Here is a 17,570-nt window from a genome sequence, read left to right as displayed (position 1 = left end):
ACATCAGGTTAATGCCATGAAAATGAACCTGCGCCAGATCGAGGTCTTCCGCGCGGTGATGCTGACCGGTTCCATCAGCGGCGCATCGAAGCTGCTCTATGTGTCACAACCGGCGATCAGCCGGCTGATGTCGCACACCGAGCAGCGGCTCGGCCTCGAGCTGTTTCGCCGCACCAAGGGCCGGCTCTACCCCACGCCGGAAGCGCGGCGGTTGCTTGGCGAAGTCAATGCGGTCTATGAAGGGATCGAGCGCGTCAATGAGATCGCCGAGGATCTCGCCGCCAACCGTACCGGCAGCCTGCGCATCACATGCAGCCCCAACCTGGGACAGACCGTGCTGCCGCGCGCCATCGCCAGCTTCCGCGCCGCGCACCCGGCGGTGCGCGTGGTGGTACGCACGCAGATTCCCGGCAACATGCTGCGCGCGCTGCTATCGGGACAGGTGGATCTGGCGGTGTCGAACATGCCGCTGACGCACCCCAACCTTGAGGCACGGCTGCTGGTGAAGAACGAGATCGTGGCGCTGGTGCCGGTGGGACATCGGCTTGCCGCGCGCAAATGGGTGCGTCCCGCCGAACTGATCGGCGAAGACCTGATCGGCTATGGTCCGGATGTGCCGTTCGCGCTGCTGGTGCACGAGATGTTCGGCAACGATGGCGACCAGCCCGACATCCGGGTGCAGGTGGAGCAGGCCCATGTGGCGCGCGCGCTGGCGCAGGCCGGTGCCGGCATCGCGCTGGTCGATGCCATGACGGTGTTCGGCGCGAACTGGCCCAATATCGTTGCCGTGCCGATCCGCACCAAGGTCAATGCCTCGGTGCAGATCTTCCATGTGCAGACGGAACCGCTGTCGCGGCTGTCGCTGGAATTCGTGGAGACGCTGACGGGGATGATGAAGCGTTGAGCCGCGGAGGCGGCTGCGGCGAAGCGTTGCAGCCTCAGGCCGTCGCCGCCTTGTCCAGCCACCGCGCCAACTGGTCCGTCACCGCGCTGCTCGAGAACGAGCAGCTGTCCTGCGCAAACACCGCCGACATCTCCAGCCTGCGCAGCAGCTCTTCCATCGCTTGCCCATAGACGGGCGGCAGCGTCAGTCCGCTGCCGGCATCGCGCCATGCGCGTACGAGGTCCTGCGCCGGTATCGATCCGGCGACATGCTGGTCCAGTGCGGCGCGCATGCGCGCCAGCGTTTCTGTATTGGCCGCGCTCATGATCGCGCTCTCCTTTCCTTGTACAGTTCGCGAAACGTGCGGCCCGACGGGGCCGGCATGTCGCGGGTTTCGGTCCAGCCCTTGCCGGCCATCGGCAGGCTGGTGATCAGCCGGTTGCCGCCGCCCATTCGGCCCAGCAGCCAGGCGCCGATGCGCGTGGCAAAGGCATACAGGTCGGGCCGCTTCGCCACGTAGCCCCAGGCCTTCAGCGCAAACCGCTCCTGCCACGGCCGCAGACCGCGTTCCATCTGCTTCTCGCGCAGCTTGCGCAGCAGATCCGACAGCGGAATCGAAGCCGGGCAGACCCGATTGCACTCGCCGCACAGGGTCGCCGCCTGCGGCAGGTCCAACGCATTGGCAAGGCCAACGTAGCTGGGCGTCAGCACGCTGCCCATCGGCCCCGGATAGACCCAGCCATAGGCATGGCCGCCGATCTTCTGGTAGACCGGGCAATGGTTCATGCAGGCGCCGCAGCGGATGCAGCGCAGCATCTCCTGGAAGTCGCCGCCGATCAGTCCCGAGCGGCCGCCGTCGACGAGCACGAAGTACATATGCTCGGGGCCATCGCGCTCGCCTTCCGCGCGCGGGCCTGTCAGCAGCGAGAAATAGTTGGAGATTGCCTGGCCCGTGGCCGAGCGCGGCAGCAGGCGCATGACCGTGGCGAGGTCCTCCAGCGTCGGCAACACCTTCTCGATGCCGGTCACGGCCACGTGCACGCGCGGCATCACCGTGCACATGCCTTCATTGCCCTCATTGGTAACCACGGCGACCGAGCCGGTCTCGGCAATGATGAAGTTGCCGCCGGTCACGCCCATGTCGGCGGACAGGAATTCCGGGCGCAGCACTTCGCGTGCCTCGCGGGTCATCTCCGGGATGTCGGTCAGCCGCGGCTTGTGGTGGACTTTGGCGAACAGGTCGGCGATCTCGTCCTTATCCTTGTGCACCACCGGCGCAATGATGTGCGATGGCGGCTCCGAGTCGTTGATCTGCAGGATGTACTCGCCGAGGTCGGTCTCGATACTCTGCACGCCCATCTCGCCCAGCACCTGGTTCAGGCGCATTTCCTCGGTCACCATCGACTTGCTCTTGATGACCTTCTTCACGCCGTGCTTCTGCGCGATCTCGGCGACCAGGCGCGCGGCGTCGGCGGTGGTCTCGGCGAACAGCACCGTGGCGCCGCGTCTGGTGGCGTTCTGCTCGAACTCCGCCAGCCAGACGTCGAGGTTTTCCAGCGCGCGGTTGCGGCGTTCCTTCAGCGCCTCGCGCGTGGCGTCGAAGTCGATATCGCGGATGGCATCGGCGCGCGCCGTGACGAACTTGGTCGAGAGCTTCTTCAGGTTCTGCTGCAGGCGCTGGTCGGCCAGCTTCTGGCCGGCGCGCGCCTTGAATTCCATGCTGTGGACTTGCATCGTGGCGTCTCTCGTAGTCAGGCGTCGCCGGCCAGCACCTGGGCGATATGCAGCACGCGGGTCTGGCTGTCGCCGGTGCGGCGCAGCCGGCCTTCGATATTGAGGATGCAGCCCAGGTCGCCCAGCACCACTGCATCGGCGCCGCTGGCCTTGATGTTGGCGCACTTCTCGTCGACGATGGCCGTCGAGATATTGCCGTACTTGACCGAGAACGTGCCGCCGAAGCCGCAGCAGGCTTCGCAGTCCTTCATTTCGGTCAGTTGCACGCCGGGCAGGCGCGACAGCAGTTCGCGCGGCTGCTGCTTGACGCCCAGCTCGCGCAGGCCGGAACAGGAATCGTGATAAGTGATATGGCCGGCAAAGCTGGACGGCAGCGTCTCGACACGCGCTACGTTGACCAGGAAATCGGTCAGCTCGTACACCCGTTCCCGCAGGCGCTCGTAACGGCCGTTCAGTTCCGGATCGTCTCGCAGCAGGTCACCGTAGTGGTGGCGGATCATGCCGCCGCAGCTTCCCGACGGGACCACGATGTAGTCGAACATCTCGAACTCGCGCAGGAATTTCTCCGCGAGATCCCGCGACACAGCGCGCTCACCAGAGTTGTACGCCGGCTGGCCGCAGCAGGTCTGCGCCTCGGGCACCATGACTTCGTAGCCGGCGGCTTCCAGCAGCTTCAGCACCGAAAACCCGATCTCTGGACGCATCAGGTCCACCAGGCAGGTGGCGAACAGACCGACTCGCATTGTTGGCTTCTCCAGACCCCAAAACCTCGCAATTATGCGCGTCTTGGGCCGCGCGTGGCGCACAAACGGTTCATCGCCGGCATGAATCCAGTACGAAACACATCACTTTCCCAAGGGACATCACGACCCGATTCTTACCGTAATGTCATTTCACCTATTGAAATTTTCACGATGCGAGATAGAATCAGGCAGACACTTAAAAATGCCGCAAAGCAACATTTCCCCTATTCCCACTATGTCCGAAGCAGACAAGTCACCCGGCAAGACGTCCATCCAGGTCATCGAGCGCATGATGACCCTGCTGGACGCCCTCGCCCAGCATGCCGACCCGGTCAGCCTGAAAGAGCTGTCGCTGGCCACGGGCCTGCATCCCTCTACCGCGCACCGCATCCTTAACGACATGGTGGCCTGCCGTTTCGTCGATCGTTCCGATCCGGGCAGCTATCGTCTTGGCATGCGCCTGCTGGAACTCGGCAACCTGGTCAAGGCTCGCCTGTCGGTGCGCGACGCGGCGCTGGCGCCGATGCGCGCGCTGCACCGGGTCACCGGGCAGACGGTCAACCTGTCAGTACGCCAGGGCGACGAGATCGTGTACATCGAGCGCGCCTATAGCGAGCGCTCCGGCATGCAGGTGGTGCGCGCCATCGGCGGTCGCGCGCCGCTGCACCTGACCTCGGTCGGCAAGCTGTTCCTGGCCGCCGACGAGTCGGCGCGCGTGCGCAACTACGCTACCCGCACCGGGCTGGCCGGGCATACCCGGACCTCGATCACCGACCTGACCAAGCTGGAGCGTGAACTGAATTGGGTCCGCACCAACGGCTACGCCCGCGACAATGAGGAACTGGAACTGGGCGTGCGCTGCATTGCCGCCGGCATTTACGACGACTCGCGCCGGCTGGTGGCGGGCCTGTCGCTGTCGGCCCCGGCTGACCGGCTGCAGGACAGCTGGTTGCAGAACCTGAAGGAAACCGCGCTGCAGATCTCGCGCGGCATGGGCTACGTGTCCGAAGCCGCGGCCTGAGCGCCGGCTTTCATACGCCAGCGCCAAAACGCGCGGGCCGCCAGCGATGGCGCCCCGCGCGTTTTTGCATCATCTGGCGTCGAACATCTCAGCACATACGTATTTACCCTTAGTTTTCAGATAACCAGCAAACCTTATAATCGACGGCCATGCGAACCCGTGCCGTCACCCTCACCGAACAGGTCACCCGCCAGTTGCGCGCCGACATCGAAAGCGGCGCGTACCCGGTCGGCACCCGGCTGCCAACCGGCAAGCAGCTTTCAGAGCAATACGGCGTCAGCGCCGCGGTGATCCGCGAAGTCACGGAACATCTGCGCTCGCAGGGCTTTGTCGAGACGCGCCAGGGCGTGGGCTGCACAGTGCGCTCGCGTACCGGCGCGGCGGGGTTCCAGCTGCCGCGCGAGCCGGATATCGACGCCGCCGGCCTGGCGGACCTGTATGACCTGCGCATTGACCTGGAAGGCGCCGCGGCCGCGCTGGCGGCCGTGCGCCGCACCGATGACGACGTCGCCGGGCTGGCGGCGCTGCTGGAGCGGCTGCATGCTCACCTCCACGATGGGCAGCCGGCAGCCGATATCGACGCGGCCTTCCATATCGGCATCGCCGCGGCGACGCATAACCCCTACTACCGCCAGTTGCTGCAGTACCTGAACCTGCAGTTGCACCAGGCGGTCGCCACCGCGCGTGCCAACACGCTGCGCCAGCCAGGGCTGGCCGAAGGCGTGCAGGCCGAGCATGAAGCCATCGTCGACGCGATCCGCCGCGGCGACGCCGACGCGGCCCGGGCCGCCGCAGTCACCCACCTGCAGAACGCGGCACGGCGTCTTGGCCTGACGCTGCGCGCGCGCGCCGCCAGCCCTTCCTTTGCACAGCCCTGAGACCACGGAACATCATGCAAACCGCTCAACTCGCCCAACGCCTCACTGAAGCGCTCGGCACCGACACTGTCCTGACCAATCCTGACGACATCGCGCCGTGGCTGTCTGACTGGCGCGGCATCTATCGCGGGCAGGCGCAGGCGGTGGTGCGTCCGCGCAGCGTGGAACAGGTCGCGCGCACGCTGGCGCTGTGCCAGCAGGCGGCTGTGCCGGTGGTGCCGCGCGGCGGCAATACCGGCCTGTGCGGAGGCGCCACGCCCGACGGCCAGGTTGGCAACGTGGTACTGAGCCTGGACCGCATGAACGCGGTGCGCTCGCTCGACACCATCGCCAACACCATGGTGGCCGAAGCGGGCTGCATCCTCGGCAACCTGCGCCGCGCCGCGCAAGAGGCCAACCGGCTGCTGCCCCTTTCGCTGGCGGCCGAGGATTCGTGCCAGATCGGCGGCAACCTGGCCACCAATGCCGGCGGCGTCAACGTAGTGCGCTATGGCATGACGCGCGAGCTGGTACTGGGCGTGGAAGCCGTGCTGCCCAACGGCGAGGTGTTCAACGGCTTGCGCACGCTGCGCAAGGACAACACCGGCTACGACCTGAAGCAGCTGCTGATCGGCTCGGAAGGCACGCTGGGCGTGATCACGGCGGCGGCATTGCGGCTGTTCCCGCGCACCGATACGCGCAGCGTGGTGCTGGCTGCGGTTGCCTCGCCGGCGCAATCGCTGGCGCTGTATGAATTGCTGTTCGCACAATGCGGCGCGCGCCTGCAGGCGTTCGAGTTCTTTACCGGCGAGTGCCTGGACCTGGTGCTGACGCATGCAGAAGGTGTGCAGGAACCGTTCGCGCAGCGCTACCCCGCCTATGTGCTGGTCGAACTGGCGGACACCACGGATGAGGACGCGCTCAACGCACTGCTGGAGCGCGTGATCGGCGAAGCGCTGGAGCGGGAGCTGTGCCTCGATGCGGCGGTCTCGGCATCGCTGGCACAGCTGCAGGCGCTGTGGAAACTGCGCGAGGAAATCTCCGAGGCGCAGCGCGCCGATGGCCCGCACCTGAAGCACGACGTGTCGCTGCCGATCGAACAGATCCCGGCGTTCATGACGTCGATGGAAAACCGGCTGCGCGCGCTCGACCCGGCGATCCGGCCCTTTGTCTTTGGCCACTTCGGCGATGGCAACCTGCACTACAACCTGTCGCGCCCGGCCGGCGCCCCGAAGGACTGGGCAGCGACCCAGGGCGATGCAGTGACTGACGCAGTGCTGGATGAAGTGATGCGCTACGGCGGCAGCATCAGCGCCGAGCACGGCATCGGCCAGCTCAAGCGCCATGCCTTCCTGGCAACCAAGGCGCCGCTGGAGTTGCGGCTGATGCGAGAGATCAAGGCGGTATTCGATCCGGCCGGAATCATGAACCCCGGCAAGCTGCTCTGAGCGCTATCGCGCTGGCAAAAAAAACGCGCCGGGATTCGGCGCGTTTTCATTGCAGGCCAGCGATCAGATGCCGCGCGCCTGCTGCGAAGCCAGGATCGCGTGCGCGCCGCCCGGACGCTGCGTCAGGCTAGGGGAAGAGGGAAAGCCGTGCGGGCGCGATGGCGCATGCTCCAGCCAGTCCTTGACGCGGTTGGCGTCGGCAAAGCGCGACAGCTTGCCCGCCGAATCCAGGAACACCATCACCACATTGCGGCCCTGCACGCGCGCCTGCATCACCAGGCACTGGCCGGCTTCGGAGATAAAGCCGGTCTTCTGCAGGCCGATCTCCCAGTTGCCGCCGCGTACCAGGCGGTTGGTGCTGACATAGTGCTGCGTGCGGCCCAGCACGTTGACTTCATGCTCGGTCTGGGTCGAGAACTCGCGGATGGTCGGGTTGCGGTACGCGGCATTGACCATACGCACCAGGTCCATCGCGCTGGACACATTGCTGCTCGACAGGCCGCTCGAGTCGACGAAGTGGCTGTCGTTCATGCCCAGCTCGCGCGCCTTGCGGTTCATCGCCTGCACGAAAGCCGGCAGCCCGCCCGGATAATGGCGGCCCAGCGCCGAAGCGGCGCGGTTCTCGGACGACATCAGCGCCAGCAGCAGCAGTTCCTGGCGGGTCAGCTGCGTACCGAAGCGCAGGCGCGAACCGCTGTGCTTCTCGGTGTCGCGGTCTTCCTCGCTGATGGTCAGCACCTCGTCCATCGGCAGGCGCGCGTCCATCACCACCAGCGCGGTCATCAGCTTGGTGATCGAGGCGATCGGCAGTACCGCGGAGGCGTTCTTCTGGAACAGCACCTCGTTGGAGCCCTGGTCCATCACCAGCGCCACGCTGGAGCGCAGCGCGAGCGCGTCTTCCGTGTCGCGCAACCCCATCGCCTCGCCCAGCGACGGCTTGGCGGGCGTGAACACGGCGCGCACCGGCGCCGCGCGATGCGCGGCCACGACCTGGCGCTTGCCGTTTTTCAGCACGATCACCTTGCGGCCGGAACCGGCTTCCCTCTTGGCGACCTTGCCGCTGCGCGCCTTCGCGGTCACAGCCTTGGAAGCGGATTTTTTAGTGGCTTTAGCGGTAGTTGCCTGCTTTTTTGACGCTTTTTGCGTGCTTGCAGACTTGGTCGCAGCTTCAACGACGGGAGCTGTGACCATCGACACCGACACCAGCACCGCGGCGGCAACGGCGGACAAAGGCGTGGAGCCGAAGAATCTGGAAAAAATGGAATCAGACCGAAACATGATTCGTTCAGCGCATCAGGAATGGCGCTAGTGTAGGAAATTAAGAAATTGTTAGCAAGATTAAAGACTTACAGACGCTCCTTAAAGTTCGATTTGCAAACATTTCCACATGGTGGAAAAAGTTGACCACAGGTCACGTTCGCAAACGAACTGCATTCGCTCCGCCTTGCTTACCCCGTGTAACAATCGCGGCCAATGCGGCAATTCGCTCTCTATATCGGCAGCAATCGTTACACATTGATACAAACCTCTCTATGAGAGAAAACGCGCAAATCCGCTCACCGGCTCCCGTTCGGTGGCCAGGCGGTTTTCCGGTGCGTCCGGATCGGCAAACCCCAGCGACATGCCGCACACCACCATTTCCTCCGGCGGCAGCAGCAAGTGGCTGGCAATGATCTTGTGGAACTTCGTGAACGCCGCCTGCGGGCAGGTATCCAGCCCGCGCGCCCGCGCGGCAACCATGATGCTTTGCAGGAACATGCCGTAGTCGAGCCAGCTGCCCTGCTCCATGATGCGGTCGATGGTGAAGATAATTCCCACCGGTGCATCGAAAAAACGGAAGTTGCGCGCGTGCTGCTCATGCATGCGCGCCTTGTCCTCGCGGCTGATCTCAAGCAGGCCGTACAGGTCCCAGCCCACCTTGCGCCGCCGCGCCAGGTATGGGTTGGCCCATTCGCGGGGGTAGTATGGGTACTCCTCCAGGTACTTGCTGTCGCGCTCGGGGTCGTCGTAAGCGGCAAGGACATCCGCGCACAGCTTTGCCTTCGCTTCGCCCGACAGGACGTAGACCCGCCATGGCTGCGTATTGGTGCCGGAGGGGGCGCGGCTGGCGACGGCCAGGATGTCTTCCACGGTCTCGCGCGGCACGGGCGTATCGAGAAAGGCCCGCACCGAACGCCGTGTCAGGATCGCACGATCCACGCACGCCACGGCGTCCTCCGAACCCGGTTGCATCTCTAGGGACATCTTGTTCGTCTCCAATTGCCCCGCCCTCACCCTTGCGCGCCTGCGACCGCCAGCGGCAGCAGCGCCTCGCGCAGCGGCGCTGGCAGCGGTACCGGCCGGCGCGTGGCGCGATCGACATAGACGTGGATGAAATGCCCCTGCGCGGCGGCAACCTCGTTGTCGCCGCTGAACAGGCCCACCTCATAGCGCACGCTCGACGTGCCGAGCCTGGCGACGCGCAAGCCTGCGACCACGGTCTCCGGGAAGCTGAGCGACGAGAAGTAGTTGCACTGCGTCTCAATCACCAGCCCGATGGTCTTGCCCGACTCGAGATCGAGGGCACCCTGCCGGATCAGGTAGGTATTCACCACGGTGTCAAAATAACTGTAGTAGACAACGTTGTTAACGTGGCCATAGACATCGTTATCCATCCAACGCGTAGTGATCGGCTGGAAGTACGGATAGGCACTGCGCGGCTCGGCTTGTGGTTTCATGGGGCGAGGAAGCAACTGGGCAAGAACGGAAAGTGGAATCTGAGCGCGCCAGGGCAACCGTTGACGCGTTCGCAACTGCGATACGAACGCACCAGCACTACCGGCGAATGACCAGTGCCACGCCTAACGCCGCAAGCACCATGCCGGCGGCGGCGAGCGGCGGGAAGCGTTCGCCGAAGAGCAGCCAGGCCATCACGGCAGTGGTTGGCGGCGTCAGATACATGAGACTCGACACCTTGGTCGCGGCACCCTGACGGATCAGCAAGAACAGCAGCGAGATGGCGCCAATCGACAACGCCACCACCGACCACGCCAGCGCACCGATCATGGCGGCGGTCCACTGCACTTCGCGCGCCTCGAACAGGAACATGAACGGCAGGCAGGCCAGCGCGGCGGCGCCGAACTGGATCACGGATCCCATGCGCAGGTCGAACACCGGGCAGAAGCGCTTCTGGTAAACCGTGCCCACGGTAATGCTGAGCAGCGCCCCAACGGCCAGCGCCAGGCTTGCCGGCGTCAGCGCGGTGCCGAGCTTGTTGGCCACCACCAGCGCCACGCCGGCGATGCCCAGCAGCAGGCCCAGCCACTGGCGCCCGCTGATGCGCTCGCCCAGCCGCGCGGCGATCAGCGCGGTCAGGATCGGCTGCATGCCCGCGATCAGCGCCGACACGCCGGCCGGCATGCCGAGCTTGATCGCCGCCCACACGCCGCCGAGGTAGCCGGCCTGCAGCAGCAAGCCGGCCACGGCAAGATGGCCGACCATGCGCCAGTCGGTATGCGTCGTGCCCGCCGCGCGCGGCAACGGCACGCCAGCCAGCAGTACGAACGGCACCATCAGCACCAGCACACCGACAAAGCGCAGGAACAGGAATGTCATCGGCTCCGCATACGGCATGCCGTATTTGGCGACAATGAAGCCGGTGCTCCAGATCAGCACGAACAGCCATGGCATCGCCGCCACCCATGCCGTCTGGCGGGTGCCGGCGTGGGCCGCGCGGCCGGGTTCTGCCGCGGCGCTCATGACGCCACCGCCAGCGCGCCATGGCGGGCATGGAATTGCGCGGCCAGGCGCACGGTCTGCACATGGACAGCGACCGTGTCTTCGATCTGGTTGCCGTAGCCGCCGGCCATTGCCACCGCCACCGGCAGTCCGCGCGCCATGGCGGCATCGAACACCAGCTGGTCACGCCGCGCCAGGCCAGCGAAGGTCAGTTTGAGCCGCCCGAGCCGATCACCCTCGTGCGGATCGGCGCCGGCCAGGTAGATCAGCAAGTCGGGTGCGAAGCGGCTGAACAGCGTATCCAGCGCCGCCTGCAGCGCACCCGCATAGGCGTCGTCGTCACAGCCGTCCGGCAGCCCGACGTCGAGGTCACTGGCTTCCTTGCGGAACGGGTAATTCTTCTCGCCGTGCAGCGACAGCGTGAACACGGAGGAATCGCCTTGCAGGATCGACGCCGTGCCGTTGCCCTGGTGCACGTCGAGATCGACCACCGCCACGCGGCGCACGTCGCCGTCGCGCTGCAGCACGCGCGCCGCAATGGCAGCGTCGTTGAACACGCAGAAGCCGCCACCCTTGTCGGCATATGCGTGATGCGTGCCGCCGGCGAGGTTCACGGCAACGCCTTCGCGCAAGGCCGCCCGGCACGCCTCGATGGTGGCGCCGGCGGAGCGCCGCGAGCGCTCGACCATGGCTTCGGACCACGGGAAACCGATTTCGCGCTGGCGGGCTGCATCCAGCGTGCCAGCGGAAGCTGCCTGGACGTATTCCGGCGTATGCGCCAGCAACAGCGCATCGTCGCCGGCGCGCGGCGCCTCGGCCAGGTGCAAGCCAGGAATCTGGGCTGCGACCGTGTCACGCAGCATGCTGTACTTGCGCATCGGGAAACGGTGTCCCGGCGGCAGCGGCAACACGAAATGGTCGGCGTAGAAGGCAAGCATGGGATCGGCCTGTGCGGTTCTGTTCACGTCTTGTCGGTTTCGCAGGCGGCGGCCAGCCGTACAGCGAGACAATCCGCGATGGTAGCACCGCTCACCGCACCTCGCCCCTGCAAAAATGGCTGCTGCGGCACAAAACCAGGACACTCGCCGCAATCTTCTTGTGCAACGCACAAAATGCGCTTGACATTAAACCCGGCTCCCCTAAAATTGAAATTGTTGCGGCGCATCAAAGCATCGGGCGCGGCACACAACCACCCACACACGCCTGGGCTGGCCGAAGCGGGACACACCGTCACGGCCCTGACATCTAGGCGGCTTAATTTTGCTTGACCTTGAAGTTCACCACTGGAGACCAGCAATGATCCTGACCCCGGAACAAGTCGCAGCAGCACAAAAAGCAAACCTGGAAACGCTGTTCGGCCTGACTACCAAGGCATTTGAAGGCGTCGAAAAGCTTGTCGAACTGAACCTGCAGGTCGTGAAGACCACCTTCGCTGAAAACGTGGAAAACGCCAAGAAGGCACTGTCGGCCAAGGACGCACAGGAACTGCTGGCCCTGCAGGCCGCAGCCGTGCAGCCGGTCGCCGAGAAGACCCTGGCTTACACCCGTCACCTGTATGAAATCGCCTCGGAAACCCAGAGCGAGTTCACCAAGGTGGCCGAAGCCCAACTGGCCGAAGGCTCGAAGAACGTGCAGGCGCTGGTCGAGAACTTCGCCAAGAACGCCCCGGCCGGTTCGGAATCGACCGTGGCCATCGTGAAGTCGGCAATTTCGGCTGCCAACAACGCCTATGAGTCGGTGCAGAAGGCGACCAAGCAAGCCGTGGAAATCGCTGAAACCAACTTCCAGGCCGCTGCTTCCGCCGCCACCAAGGCTGCCCAGCAAGCCAGCGCCACGGCCCGTACGGCTACGGCTACGGCTACGGCGAAGAAGGCTACTGTTGCCTGATAGCTGTTTGCCTTGACGATGGACCGGCTCCGGCCGGTCCGTTGGCAAAGCGCATCGATGCGGAATCTTGCCGGTGCGTTTTGCCAACGATGACGGTGGTGTCCCGACCGAGGATAGCGGCACTGCCAAGTCTGCCGATGTCTCCTCGGTACCGCGGTCTCCTTGTCCAAAGGTATCGTTAAAGCCTGGCCTGCAAAGGCCGGGCTTTTTTTTGCCCGCATCCCCGCTTGTGTAGCGCCCTGCCCTGCTGGCTCCATAAGTAGTCGGGTTTGGTTTTTGGCGGTTAATTGCATTATTAAGGCAAAAAAGAACCCGCCTGCCGGCGGGTTCTGCGCTTGCGGAGGGGAAACTCAGCGCTTGCGCGGCGGCGGCACGTCGGTACACGTGCCTTCGTAGATCTCCGCCGCCATGCCGATCGATTCGCCCAGCGTCGGGTGCGGGTGGATGGTCTTGCCGATATCCACCGCATCGGCGCCCATCTCGATCGCCAGGCACACTTCGCTGATCAGGTCGCCGGCATGCGTACCAACGATACCGCCGCCGATCACGCGATGCGATTCCTCGTCGAAGATCAGCTTGGTAAAGCCCTCGTCGCGGCCGTTGGCGATGGCGCGGCCCGAAGCGGCCCATGGGAACACACCCTTGCTGTACTTGATGCCTTGCGCCTTGCACTCGTCTTCGGTCAGGCCCGCCCAGGCCACTTCCGGATCGGTAAAGGCCACCGACGGGATCTGCTTGGCATCGAAGAACGCCTTCTCGCCGTGCGCGGCTTCCGCGGCCACATGGGCTTCGTGCACCGCCTTGTGCGCCAGCATCGGCTGGCCCACGACGTCGCCGATCGCAAAGATATGCGGCACGTTGGTGCGCATCTGCTTGTCGACGTTGATAAAGCCACGGTCGGTCACGGCCACGCCGGCCTTCTCGGCGCTGATGCGCTTGCCGTTGGGCGAGCGGCCCACCGACACCAGCACCAGGTCGTAGCGTTGCGGCTCGGCCGGGGCCTGATCGCCCTCGAACCTGACATAGATGCCGTCCGGCTTGGCTTCCACCCCGACCGTCTTGGTCTTCAGCATGACCTTGCCGAAGCGGTCCTTGTTCTTCTTTTCCCAGACCTTGACCAGGTCGCGGTCCGCGCCGTTCATCAGGCCGTCGAGCATTTCGACAACATCGATGTCCGCGCCCAGCGTGCTGTACACCGTGGCCATTTCCAGCCCGATGATGCCGCCGCCGATGACCAGCATCTTGTTGGGCACTTCCGGCAGCTCGAGCGCGCCGGTCGAGTCGACGATGCGCGGGTCTTCCGGGATAAAGGGCAGCTTCACCGCCTGGCTGCCGGCGGCGATGATGGCCTTCTCGAAGCGGATCACGGTCTTCTTGCCGGTGCTCCGCTTGCCCTCGCCCTCGGTCAGCTCGACTTCCATGTGGTGCGGATCGAGGAAGTTGCCGATGCCGCGCACCACCTGCACCTTGCGCGCCTTGGCCATGCCGGCCAGGCCGCCGGTCAGCTTGCCGACCACCTGGTTCTTGTAGTGGCGCAGGCCGTCGAGGTCGATCTTGGCTTCGCCGAAGAGGATGCCGTGGGCGGCCAGCGCCTTGGCTTCGTCGATCACGGCGGCGTTGTGCAGAAGCGCCTTGGAGGGAATGCAGCCCACGTTCAGGCAGACACCGCCAAGCGTGCTGTAGCGTTCGACCAGCACGGTGTTCATGCCCAGGTCGGCGGCGCGGAAGGCGGCCGAATAGCCGCCGGGGCCGGCGCCCAGCACCAGCATTTCGCACTGGATATCGGCACCGCCGCTATGTGTTGCGGCGGCCGGCGCAGCGCCCGGTGCCGCGGCAGCCGGCGCAGGAGCCGCGGCCGGAGCCGGAGCTTGCGCGGGCGCCGGTGCAGCGGCGGCCTGGGCCTCCACGGTGCAGATCACCGCGCCCTGGCCGACCTTGTCGCCCACCTTGACCTTGACCTCCACGACCTTGCCGGCGACCGACGACGGCACATCCATGCTCGCCTTGTCGGACTCCAGCACGATCAGGGACTGTTCGGTCTCGACCGTATCGCCGGCCTTGACCAGCACCTCGATCACTTCCACCGCGTCGAAATCGCCGATATCCGGCACCTTGACTTCGATCACACTCATATTTGCTCCTCAATACGCGCCCGCCTCTCGGCTTCAGGGCGCGCCGTCGTTGTTGGTTGCCGCATCCGCCGCCGGCGCTGCGCCATTATCTGCTTCGTGCAGCCGCACCGTATGGACCTCGATCGGCCCCGATGAGCTCTTGTCGAACTCCACGCCCGCATCAACGCCGATGCGCGCGATCTCGCCCGCATCCAGGTCCGGCCGGTCATACACCGCATGCATCGCGCCCAGCGCGTAATTGCGGCCCGAGCCAATGCCCCAGAAACGGTCGAACGCAAACACCTCGCGATACGAATAGACGCCGAAGATGCCGGCCGGATTGGCGATCAGGCATACGATCTGCGACGACTCGTAGGGATCGTCCTCGTCTTCCTTGGTGTTGACGAAGTAGTCCGTCTTCAGCTTCTCGTGCACCTTCAGGAAGGTGCGGAACACATCGTCGCGCGACCCCAGGCGGCACTCCTCGCCCAGGCCCGCCAGCAGCGTGCGCATGACCGGGAAGTGCGCGGTCGTCCCGGCCAGCGCGATAAAGCCCTCGCCGACCGGGAAGACCTTCTGGTTGCGCTCATACGCGCGCGACAGCCGCGTATCGCCGAAGGTGACCAGCGCGTCCGCCGCGATCGCCACCTCGGCGCCCTTCTTGACGACAACACAGGTAGTCATGGCTCGCTCCTCAACTCAGGTGCTGGCCTTTCGCGCACCGGCAAAGCCGGTGTGCGTTGCGGCGGCTTCAAAATGAAGCGAAGCGGTTCTGGCCAGGCGCGCGGCCGCAGACAGTACACGTGGTACGGCAAGGCCGCGCAAGGACGCCAGAATCATTGTTAAGCGGCCGCCTTACAGCAGGATGCGGCGGAAGTCGGCCAGCAGTTGCGCGAAGTACGTATTGAAGCGTGCGGCCTCGGCGCCGTCGATGACACGGTGATCCCACGACAGCGACAGCGGCAGCGTCAGGCGCGGCGCAAACTGCCCACCGTTGACATTCGGGTCCCACACCGGCTTCTGGAACGACTTGCACACGCCCATGATGGCCACTTCCGGCGCGTTGATGATCGGCGTGAAGTACGTGCCGCCCAGGCCGCCCAGCGATGAAATCGAGAAGCAGCCGCCCTGCATCTGGTCCGGCTTGAGCTTGCCGTCGCGCGCCAGCTTGGCCAGCTCGCTCATTTCCTGGCTGATCTCCAGCACGCCCTTCTTGTCGGCGTCCTTGATCACCGGCACGACCAGGCCGTTCGGGGTGTCGGCGGCGAAACCGATGTTGAAGTACTTCTTCAGCACCAGATTGTCACCGTCGAGCGACGCATTGAAGTTCGGGAACTTCTTCAGCGCCGCGACCGTGGCCTTGATCATGAAGGCCAGCATGGTCACCTTGATGCCGGACTTCTCGTTTTCCTTGTTCAGCTGCACGCGGAAAGCTTCCAGCTCGGTGATGTCCGCTTCGTCATGGTTGGTAACGTGCGGGATCATGACCCAGTTGCGGTGCAGGTTGGCACCGGAAATCTTCTTGATGCGCGACAGGGCCTTGCTTTCGACCTCGCCAAAGCGGGTGAAATCGACCTTCGGCCACGGCAGCAGGCCGAGCTCGCCACCGCCGCCGCCAGCCGCGGCAGCCTGTGTCGGCGCGGCGGTCTGGCCGGTCATCACGCCCTTGACGTAGTTCTGCACGTCCTCCTGGGTGATGCGGCCCTTGGGGCCGGTGCCGGCCACGCGCGTCACATCGACGCCCAGCTCGCGCGCGAACTTGCGCACCGACGGGCTGGCGTGGGCGGCCTTGCCGCTCACGCCAGAGACGGCCGGCGCGGCGGCAGCCGCTGCTGCCGGAGCCGGGGCAACAGCGGGTGCGGGTGCCGGGGCGGGCGCGCTGGCAGCGGCCGGTGCCGGAGCCGCCGCGGCAGCAGGCGCCGGTGCAGCAGCAGCGCCGGCGCCTTCCAGGATCAGCAGCAGCGTGCCTTCGGACACGTTGTCGCCAACCTTAACCTTGACTTCCTTGACCACGCCGCCCTGCGGCGAAGGCACGTCCATGGTGGCCTTGTCCGACTCCAGCGTCACCAGCGCGTCTTCGGCGTTGATGGTGTCGCCTGGCTTGACGTGGACTTCGATGACCGGCACGGCATCGTAGTCGCCGATATCGGGCACCTTGACTTCGATGGTGCCGCCACCGCTCGCGGCAGGAGCCGCTGCGGGAGCTGCTGCCGGCGCGGGTGCGGGTGCGGGAGCTGCAGCGACCGGCGCCGGAGCTGCGGCCGCGTCGGGCGGTGCTGCGGAAGCCTCGTTGGCCGCTTCCAGCATTACCAGCACCGAGCCTTCGGACACGTTGTCGCCTACCTTGATGCGGACGTCCTTGACCACGCCGGCCTGCGGCGAGGGCACGTCCATGGTGGCCTTGTCCGATTCCAGCGTCACCAGCGCGTCTTCCGCGTTGATGCTGTCGCCGGGTTTCACATGCACTTCGATGACGGGGACGGCGTCATAGTCGCCGATATCCGGCACCTTGATTTCAATTGCTTGACTCATTCAGTGTCTCCTGGGCAGGCCGGCGCGCACGACATCCGCAAGCGGCGAGATTACCTTCGCCGCCCGCTTCTGTCACGCCGCCGTGCCGCAAGGCGCCAGCCGGCGGTTTGCCGGGGCGCCCGCGGCACGGCGTAGCCGTACTGCGGGGGTGGGTGCAGGCTGCCGGATCAGACCGACATCGGGTTGGGCTTGCTCGGGTCGAGGTTGTACTTCTTGATGGCCTCGGCCACCTTGTCGCGGCTGATGGCGCCCTCGTCGGCCAGCGCCTTGAGCGCGGCCAGCGTGACCCAGTGGCGATCCACTTCAAAGAAGTGGCGCAGCTTCTCGCGGGTATCCGAGCGGCCGAAGCCATCGGTGCCCAGCACCACGTAGCGGCGCGGCACGAACGGGCGGATCTGCTCGGCGAAGGCGCGCACGTAGTCGGTCGATGCAATCACCGGACCGCGGACCGACTTGAGCTTCTGCGTGACAAAGGCTTCGCGCTGGGTTTCCGCCGGGTGCAGCAGGTTGAAGCGCTCGGCGGCCTGGCCTTCGCGGGCCAGCTCGGTGAAGCTCGGGCAGCTCCACAGGTCGGACTCGACGCCCCAGTCCTTCTTCAGCAGTTCGGCGGCGGCGACCACCTCGCGGAAGATCGTGC

The 17,570-nt window shown here is 65.4% G+C and carries 18 protein-coding genes; 5 read left to right on the top strand and 13 right to left on the bottom strand.

Translation table 11 applies throughout. From position 1 onward, the window contains the following. Positions 1–16: 16 nt before the first annotated feature. A complete protein-coding gene (locus tag ACIP1U_RS30385; protein ID WP_400322953.1) occupies positions 17–904 on the top strand; it encodes a LysR substrate-binding domain-containing protein in 888 nt (295 codons plus the stop codon). 34 nt (positions 905–938) lie between these two features. Here the strand turns inward: ACIP1U_RS30385 and ACIP1U_RS30380 are convergent, their stop codons facing one another. The 3 genes from ACIP1U_RS30380 to ACIP1U_RS30370 are packed head-to-tail and all read right to left on the bottom strand — an operon-like array spanning position 939 to position 3,360. Beyond that, positions 939–1,208, bottom strand: a complete 270-nt coding sequence (locus ACIP1U_RS30380) for a hypothetical protein (protein WP_400322951.1) — start codon at positions 1,206–1,208, stop codon at positions 939–941. Beyond that, on the bottom strand, positions 1,205–2,617 hold the full coding sequence (locus ACIP1U_RS30375) for a LutB/LldF family L-lactate oxidation iron-sulfur protein (protein WP_400322949.1): 1,413 nt from the start codon (positions 2,615–2,617) through the stop codon (positions 1,205–1,207). The genes ACIP1U_RS30380 and ACIP1U_RS30375 overlap by 4 nt, the downstream gene beginning before the upstream one ends. 17 nt (positions 2,618–2,634) lie before the next feature. Further along, positions 2,635–3,360: a (Fe-S)-binding protein gene (locus ACIP1U_RS30370; RefSeq protein ID WP_400322947.1), complete on the bottom strand. Its 726-nt coding sequence runs from the start codon at positions 3,358–3,360 to the stop codon at positions 2,635–2,637. A 235-nt stretch (positions 3,361–3,595) separates the two neighbouring features. Between ACIP1U_RS30370 and ACIP1U_RS30365 the strand changes: the two genes are divergently transcribed. From ACIP1U_RS30365 to ACIP1U_RS30355, 3 genes are all read left to right on the top strand, one after another. Then, positions 3,596–4,381 (top strand): IclR family transcriptional regulator, encoded by a 786-nt coding sequence (locus ACIP1U_RS30365; RefSeq protein ID WP_029047693.1) that lies wholly within the window; start codon positions 3,596–3,598, stop codon positions 4,379–4,381. A gap of 149 nt (positions 4,382–4,530) precedes the next feature. Continuing rightward, complete coding sequence (locus ACIP1U_RS30360; protein ID WP_400322945.1) at positions 4,531–5,259, top strand: FadR/GntR family transcriptional regulator; 729 nt, start codon at positions 4,531–4,533, stop codon at positions 5,257–5,259. A gap of 14 nt (positions 5,260–5,273) precedes the next feature. Beyond that, positions 5,274–6,686 (top strand): FAD-binding oxidoreductase, encoded by a 1,413-nt coding sequence (locus tag ACIP1U_RS30355; RefSeq protein ID WP_400322943.1) that lies wholly within the window; start codon positions 5,274–5,276, stop codon positions 6,684–6,686. A gap of 63 nt (positions 6,687–6,749) precedes the next feature. Here the strand turns inward: ACIP1U_RS30355 and pbpG are convergent, their stop codons facing one another. From pbpG to ACIP1U_RS30325, 6 genes are all read right to left on the bottom strand, one after another. Continuing rightward, on the bottom strand, positions 6,750–7,964 hold the full coding sequence (pbpG, locus tag ACIP1U_RS30350) for a D-alanyl-D-alanine endopeptidase (RefSeq protein WP_400322942.1): 1,215 nt from the start codon (positions 7,962–7,964) through the stop codon (positions 6,750–6,752). 252 nt (positions 7,965–8,216) lie between these two features. Next, positions 8,217–8,930: a nitroreductase gene (locus tag ACIP1U_RS30345; protein WP_400322940.1), complete on the bottom strand. Its 714-nt coding sequence runs from the start codon at positions 8,928–8,930 to the stop codon at positions 8,217–8,219. Positions 8,931–8,956: 26 nt separating this feature from the next. After that, complete coding sequence (locus tag ACIP1U_RS30340) at positions 8,957–9,403, bottom strand: thioesterase family protein (protein ID WP_029047698.1); 447 nt, start codon at positions 9,401–9,403, stop codon at positions 8,957–8,959. Positions 9,404–9,500: 97 nt separating this feature from the next. Next, positions 9,501–10,424: a DMT family transporter gene (locus ACIP1U_RS30335; RefSeq protein ID WP_400322938.1), complete on the bottom strand. Its 924-nt coding sequence runs from the start codon at positions 10,422–10,424 to the stop codon at positions 9,501–9,503. Next, complete coding sequence (locus tag ACIP1U_RS30330; protein ID WP_400323004.1) at positions 10,421–11,341, bottom strand: histone deacetylase; 921 nt, start codon at positions 11,339–11,341, stop codon at positions 10,421–10,423. The genes ACIP1U_RS30335 and ACIP1U_RS30330 overlap by 4 nt, the downstream gene beginning before the upstream one ends. A 23-nt stretch (positions 11,342–11,364) precedes the next feature. Then, positions 11,365–11,568 (bottom strand): hypothetical protein, encoded by a 204-nt coding sequence (locus ACIP1U_RS30325; RefSeq protein WP_400322936.1) that lies wholly within the window; start codon positions 11,566–11,568, stop codon positions 11,365–11,367. Between the two features lie 131 nt (positions 11,569–11,699). On the opposite strand from ACIP1U_RS30325, the gene phaP1 reads away from it, so the two are divergent. Then, positions 11,700–12,290, top strand: coding sequence for a TIGR01841 family phasin PhaP1 (gene phaP1, locus ACIP1U_RS30320; RefSeq protein WP_400322934.1), 591 nt, complete (start codon positions 11,700–11,702; stop codon positions 12,288–12,290). A 350-nt stretch (positions 12,291–12,640) separates the two neighbouring features. On the opposite strand, the gene lpdA is transcribed toward phaP1, so the two are convergent. From lpdA to ACIP1U_RS30300, 4 genes are all read right to left on the bottom strand, one after another. Continuing rightward, entirely contained in the window at positions 12,641–14,422 is a 1,782-nt protein-coding gene (lpdA, locus tag ACIP1U_RS30315; RefSeq protein ID WP_400322932.1) for a dihydrolipoyl dehydrogenase, read from the bottom strand. Between the two features lie 33 nt (positions 14,423–14,455). Further along, positions 14,456–15,085: an MFS transporter gene (locus ACIP1U_RS30310; RefSeq protein WP_400322930.1), complete on the bottom strand. Its 630-nt coding sequence runs from the start codon at positions 15,083–15,085 to the stop codon at positions 14,456–14,458. Between the two features lie 171 nt (positions 15,086–15,256). Next, positions 15,257–16,933, bottom strand: coding sequence for a dihydrolipoyllysine-residue acetyltransferase (gene aceF / locus ACIP1U_RS30305; protein WP_400322928.1), 1,677 nt, complete (start codon positions 16,931–16,933; stop codon positions 15,257–15,259). A 167-nt stretch (positions 16,934–17,100) separates the two neighbouring features. Further along, positions 17,101–17,570: transketolase-like TK C-terminal-containing protein (locus ACIP1U_RS30300; protein WP_400322926.1), on the bottom strand; the 470-nt coding region annotated here is incomplete at its 5' end.

Origin of the sequence: Cupriavidus sp. NPDC089707, from assembly GCF_044748965.1 — a bacterium.
Classification (GTDB): domain Bacteria; phylum Pseudomonadota; class Gammaproteobacteria; order Burkholderiales; family Burkholderiaceae; genus Cupriavidus.
The sequence above is the reverse complement of the archived record's forward strand: the minus strand, read 5'-3'. Positions and strand labels throughout refer to the sequence as shown.

Coding starts and splice junctions, on each gene's coding strand:
- ACIP1U_RS30385 (WP_400322953.1), top strand. CDS start 17: ATGAAAATGAACCTGCGCCAGATCGAGGTCTTCCGCGCGGTGATGCTG.
- ACIP1U_RS30380 (WP_400322951.1), bottom strand. CDS start 1,208: ATGAGCGCGGCCAATACAGAAACGCTGGCGCGCATGCGCGCCGCACTG.
- ACIP1U_RS30375 (WP_400322949.1), bottom strand. CDS start 2,617: ATGCAAGTCCACAGCATGGAATTCAAGGCGCGCGCCGGCCAGAAGCTG.
- ACIP1U_RS30370 (WP_400322947.1), bottom strand. CDS start 3,360: ATGCGAGTCGGTCTGTTCGCCACCTGCCTGGTGGACCTGATGCGTCCA.
- ACIP1U_RS30365 (WP_029047693.1), top strand. CDS start 3,596: ATGTCCGAAGCAGACAAGTCACCCGGCAAGACGTCCATCCAGGTCATC.
- ACIP1U_RS30360 (WP_400322945.1), top strand. CDS start 4,531: ATGCGAACCCGTGCCGTCACCCTCACCGAACAGGTCACCCGCCAGTTG.
- ACIP1U_RS30355 (WP_400322943.1), top strand. CDS start 5,274: ATGCAAACCGCTCAACTCGCCCAACGCCTCACTGAAGCGCTCGGCACC.
- pbpG (WP_400322942.1), bottom strand. CDS start 7,964: ATGTTTCGGTCTGATTCCATTTTTTCCAGATTCTTCGGCTCCACGCCT.
- ACIP1U_RS30345 (WP_400322940.1), bottom strand. CDS start 8,930: ATGTCCCTAGAGATGCAACCGGGTTCGGAGGACGCCGTGGCGTGCGTG.
- ACIP1U_RS30340 (WP_029047698.1), bottom strand. CDS start 9,403: ATGAAACCACAAGCCGAGCCGCGCAGTGCCTATCCGTACTTCCAGCCG.
- ACIP1U_RS30335 (WP_400322938.1), bottom strand. CDS start 10,424: ATGAGCGCCGCGGCAGAACCCGGCCGCGCGGCCCACGCCGGCACCCGC.
- ACIP1U_RS30330 (WP_400323004.1), bottom strand. CDS start 11,341: ATGCTTGCCTTCTACGCCGACCATTTCGTGTTGCCGCTGCCGCCGGGA.
- ACIP1U_RS30325 (WP_400322936.1), bottom strand. CDS start 11,568: ATGCGCCGCAACAATTTCAATTTTAGGGGAGCCGGGTTTAATGTCAAG.
- phaP1 (WP_400322934.1), top strand. CDS start 11,700: ATGATCCTGACCCCGGAACAAGTCGCAGCAGCACAAAAAGCAAACCTG.
- lpdA (WP_400322932.1), bottom strand. CDS start 14,422: ATGAGTGTGATCGAAGTCAAGGTGCCGGATATCGGCGATTTCGACGCG.
- ACIP1U_RS30310 (WP_400322930.1), bottom strand. CDS start 15,085: ATGACTACCTGTGTTGTCGTCAAGAAGGGCGCCGAGGTGGCGATCGCG.
- aceF (WP_400322928.1), bottom strand. CDS start 16,933: ATGAGTCAAGCAATTGAAATCAAGGTGCCGGATATCGGCGACTATGAC.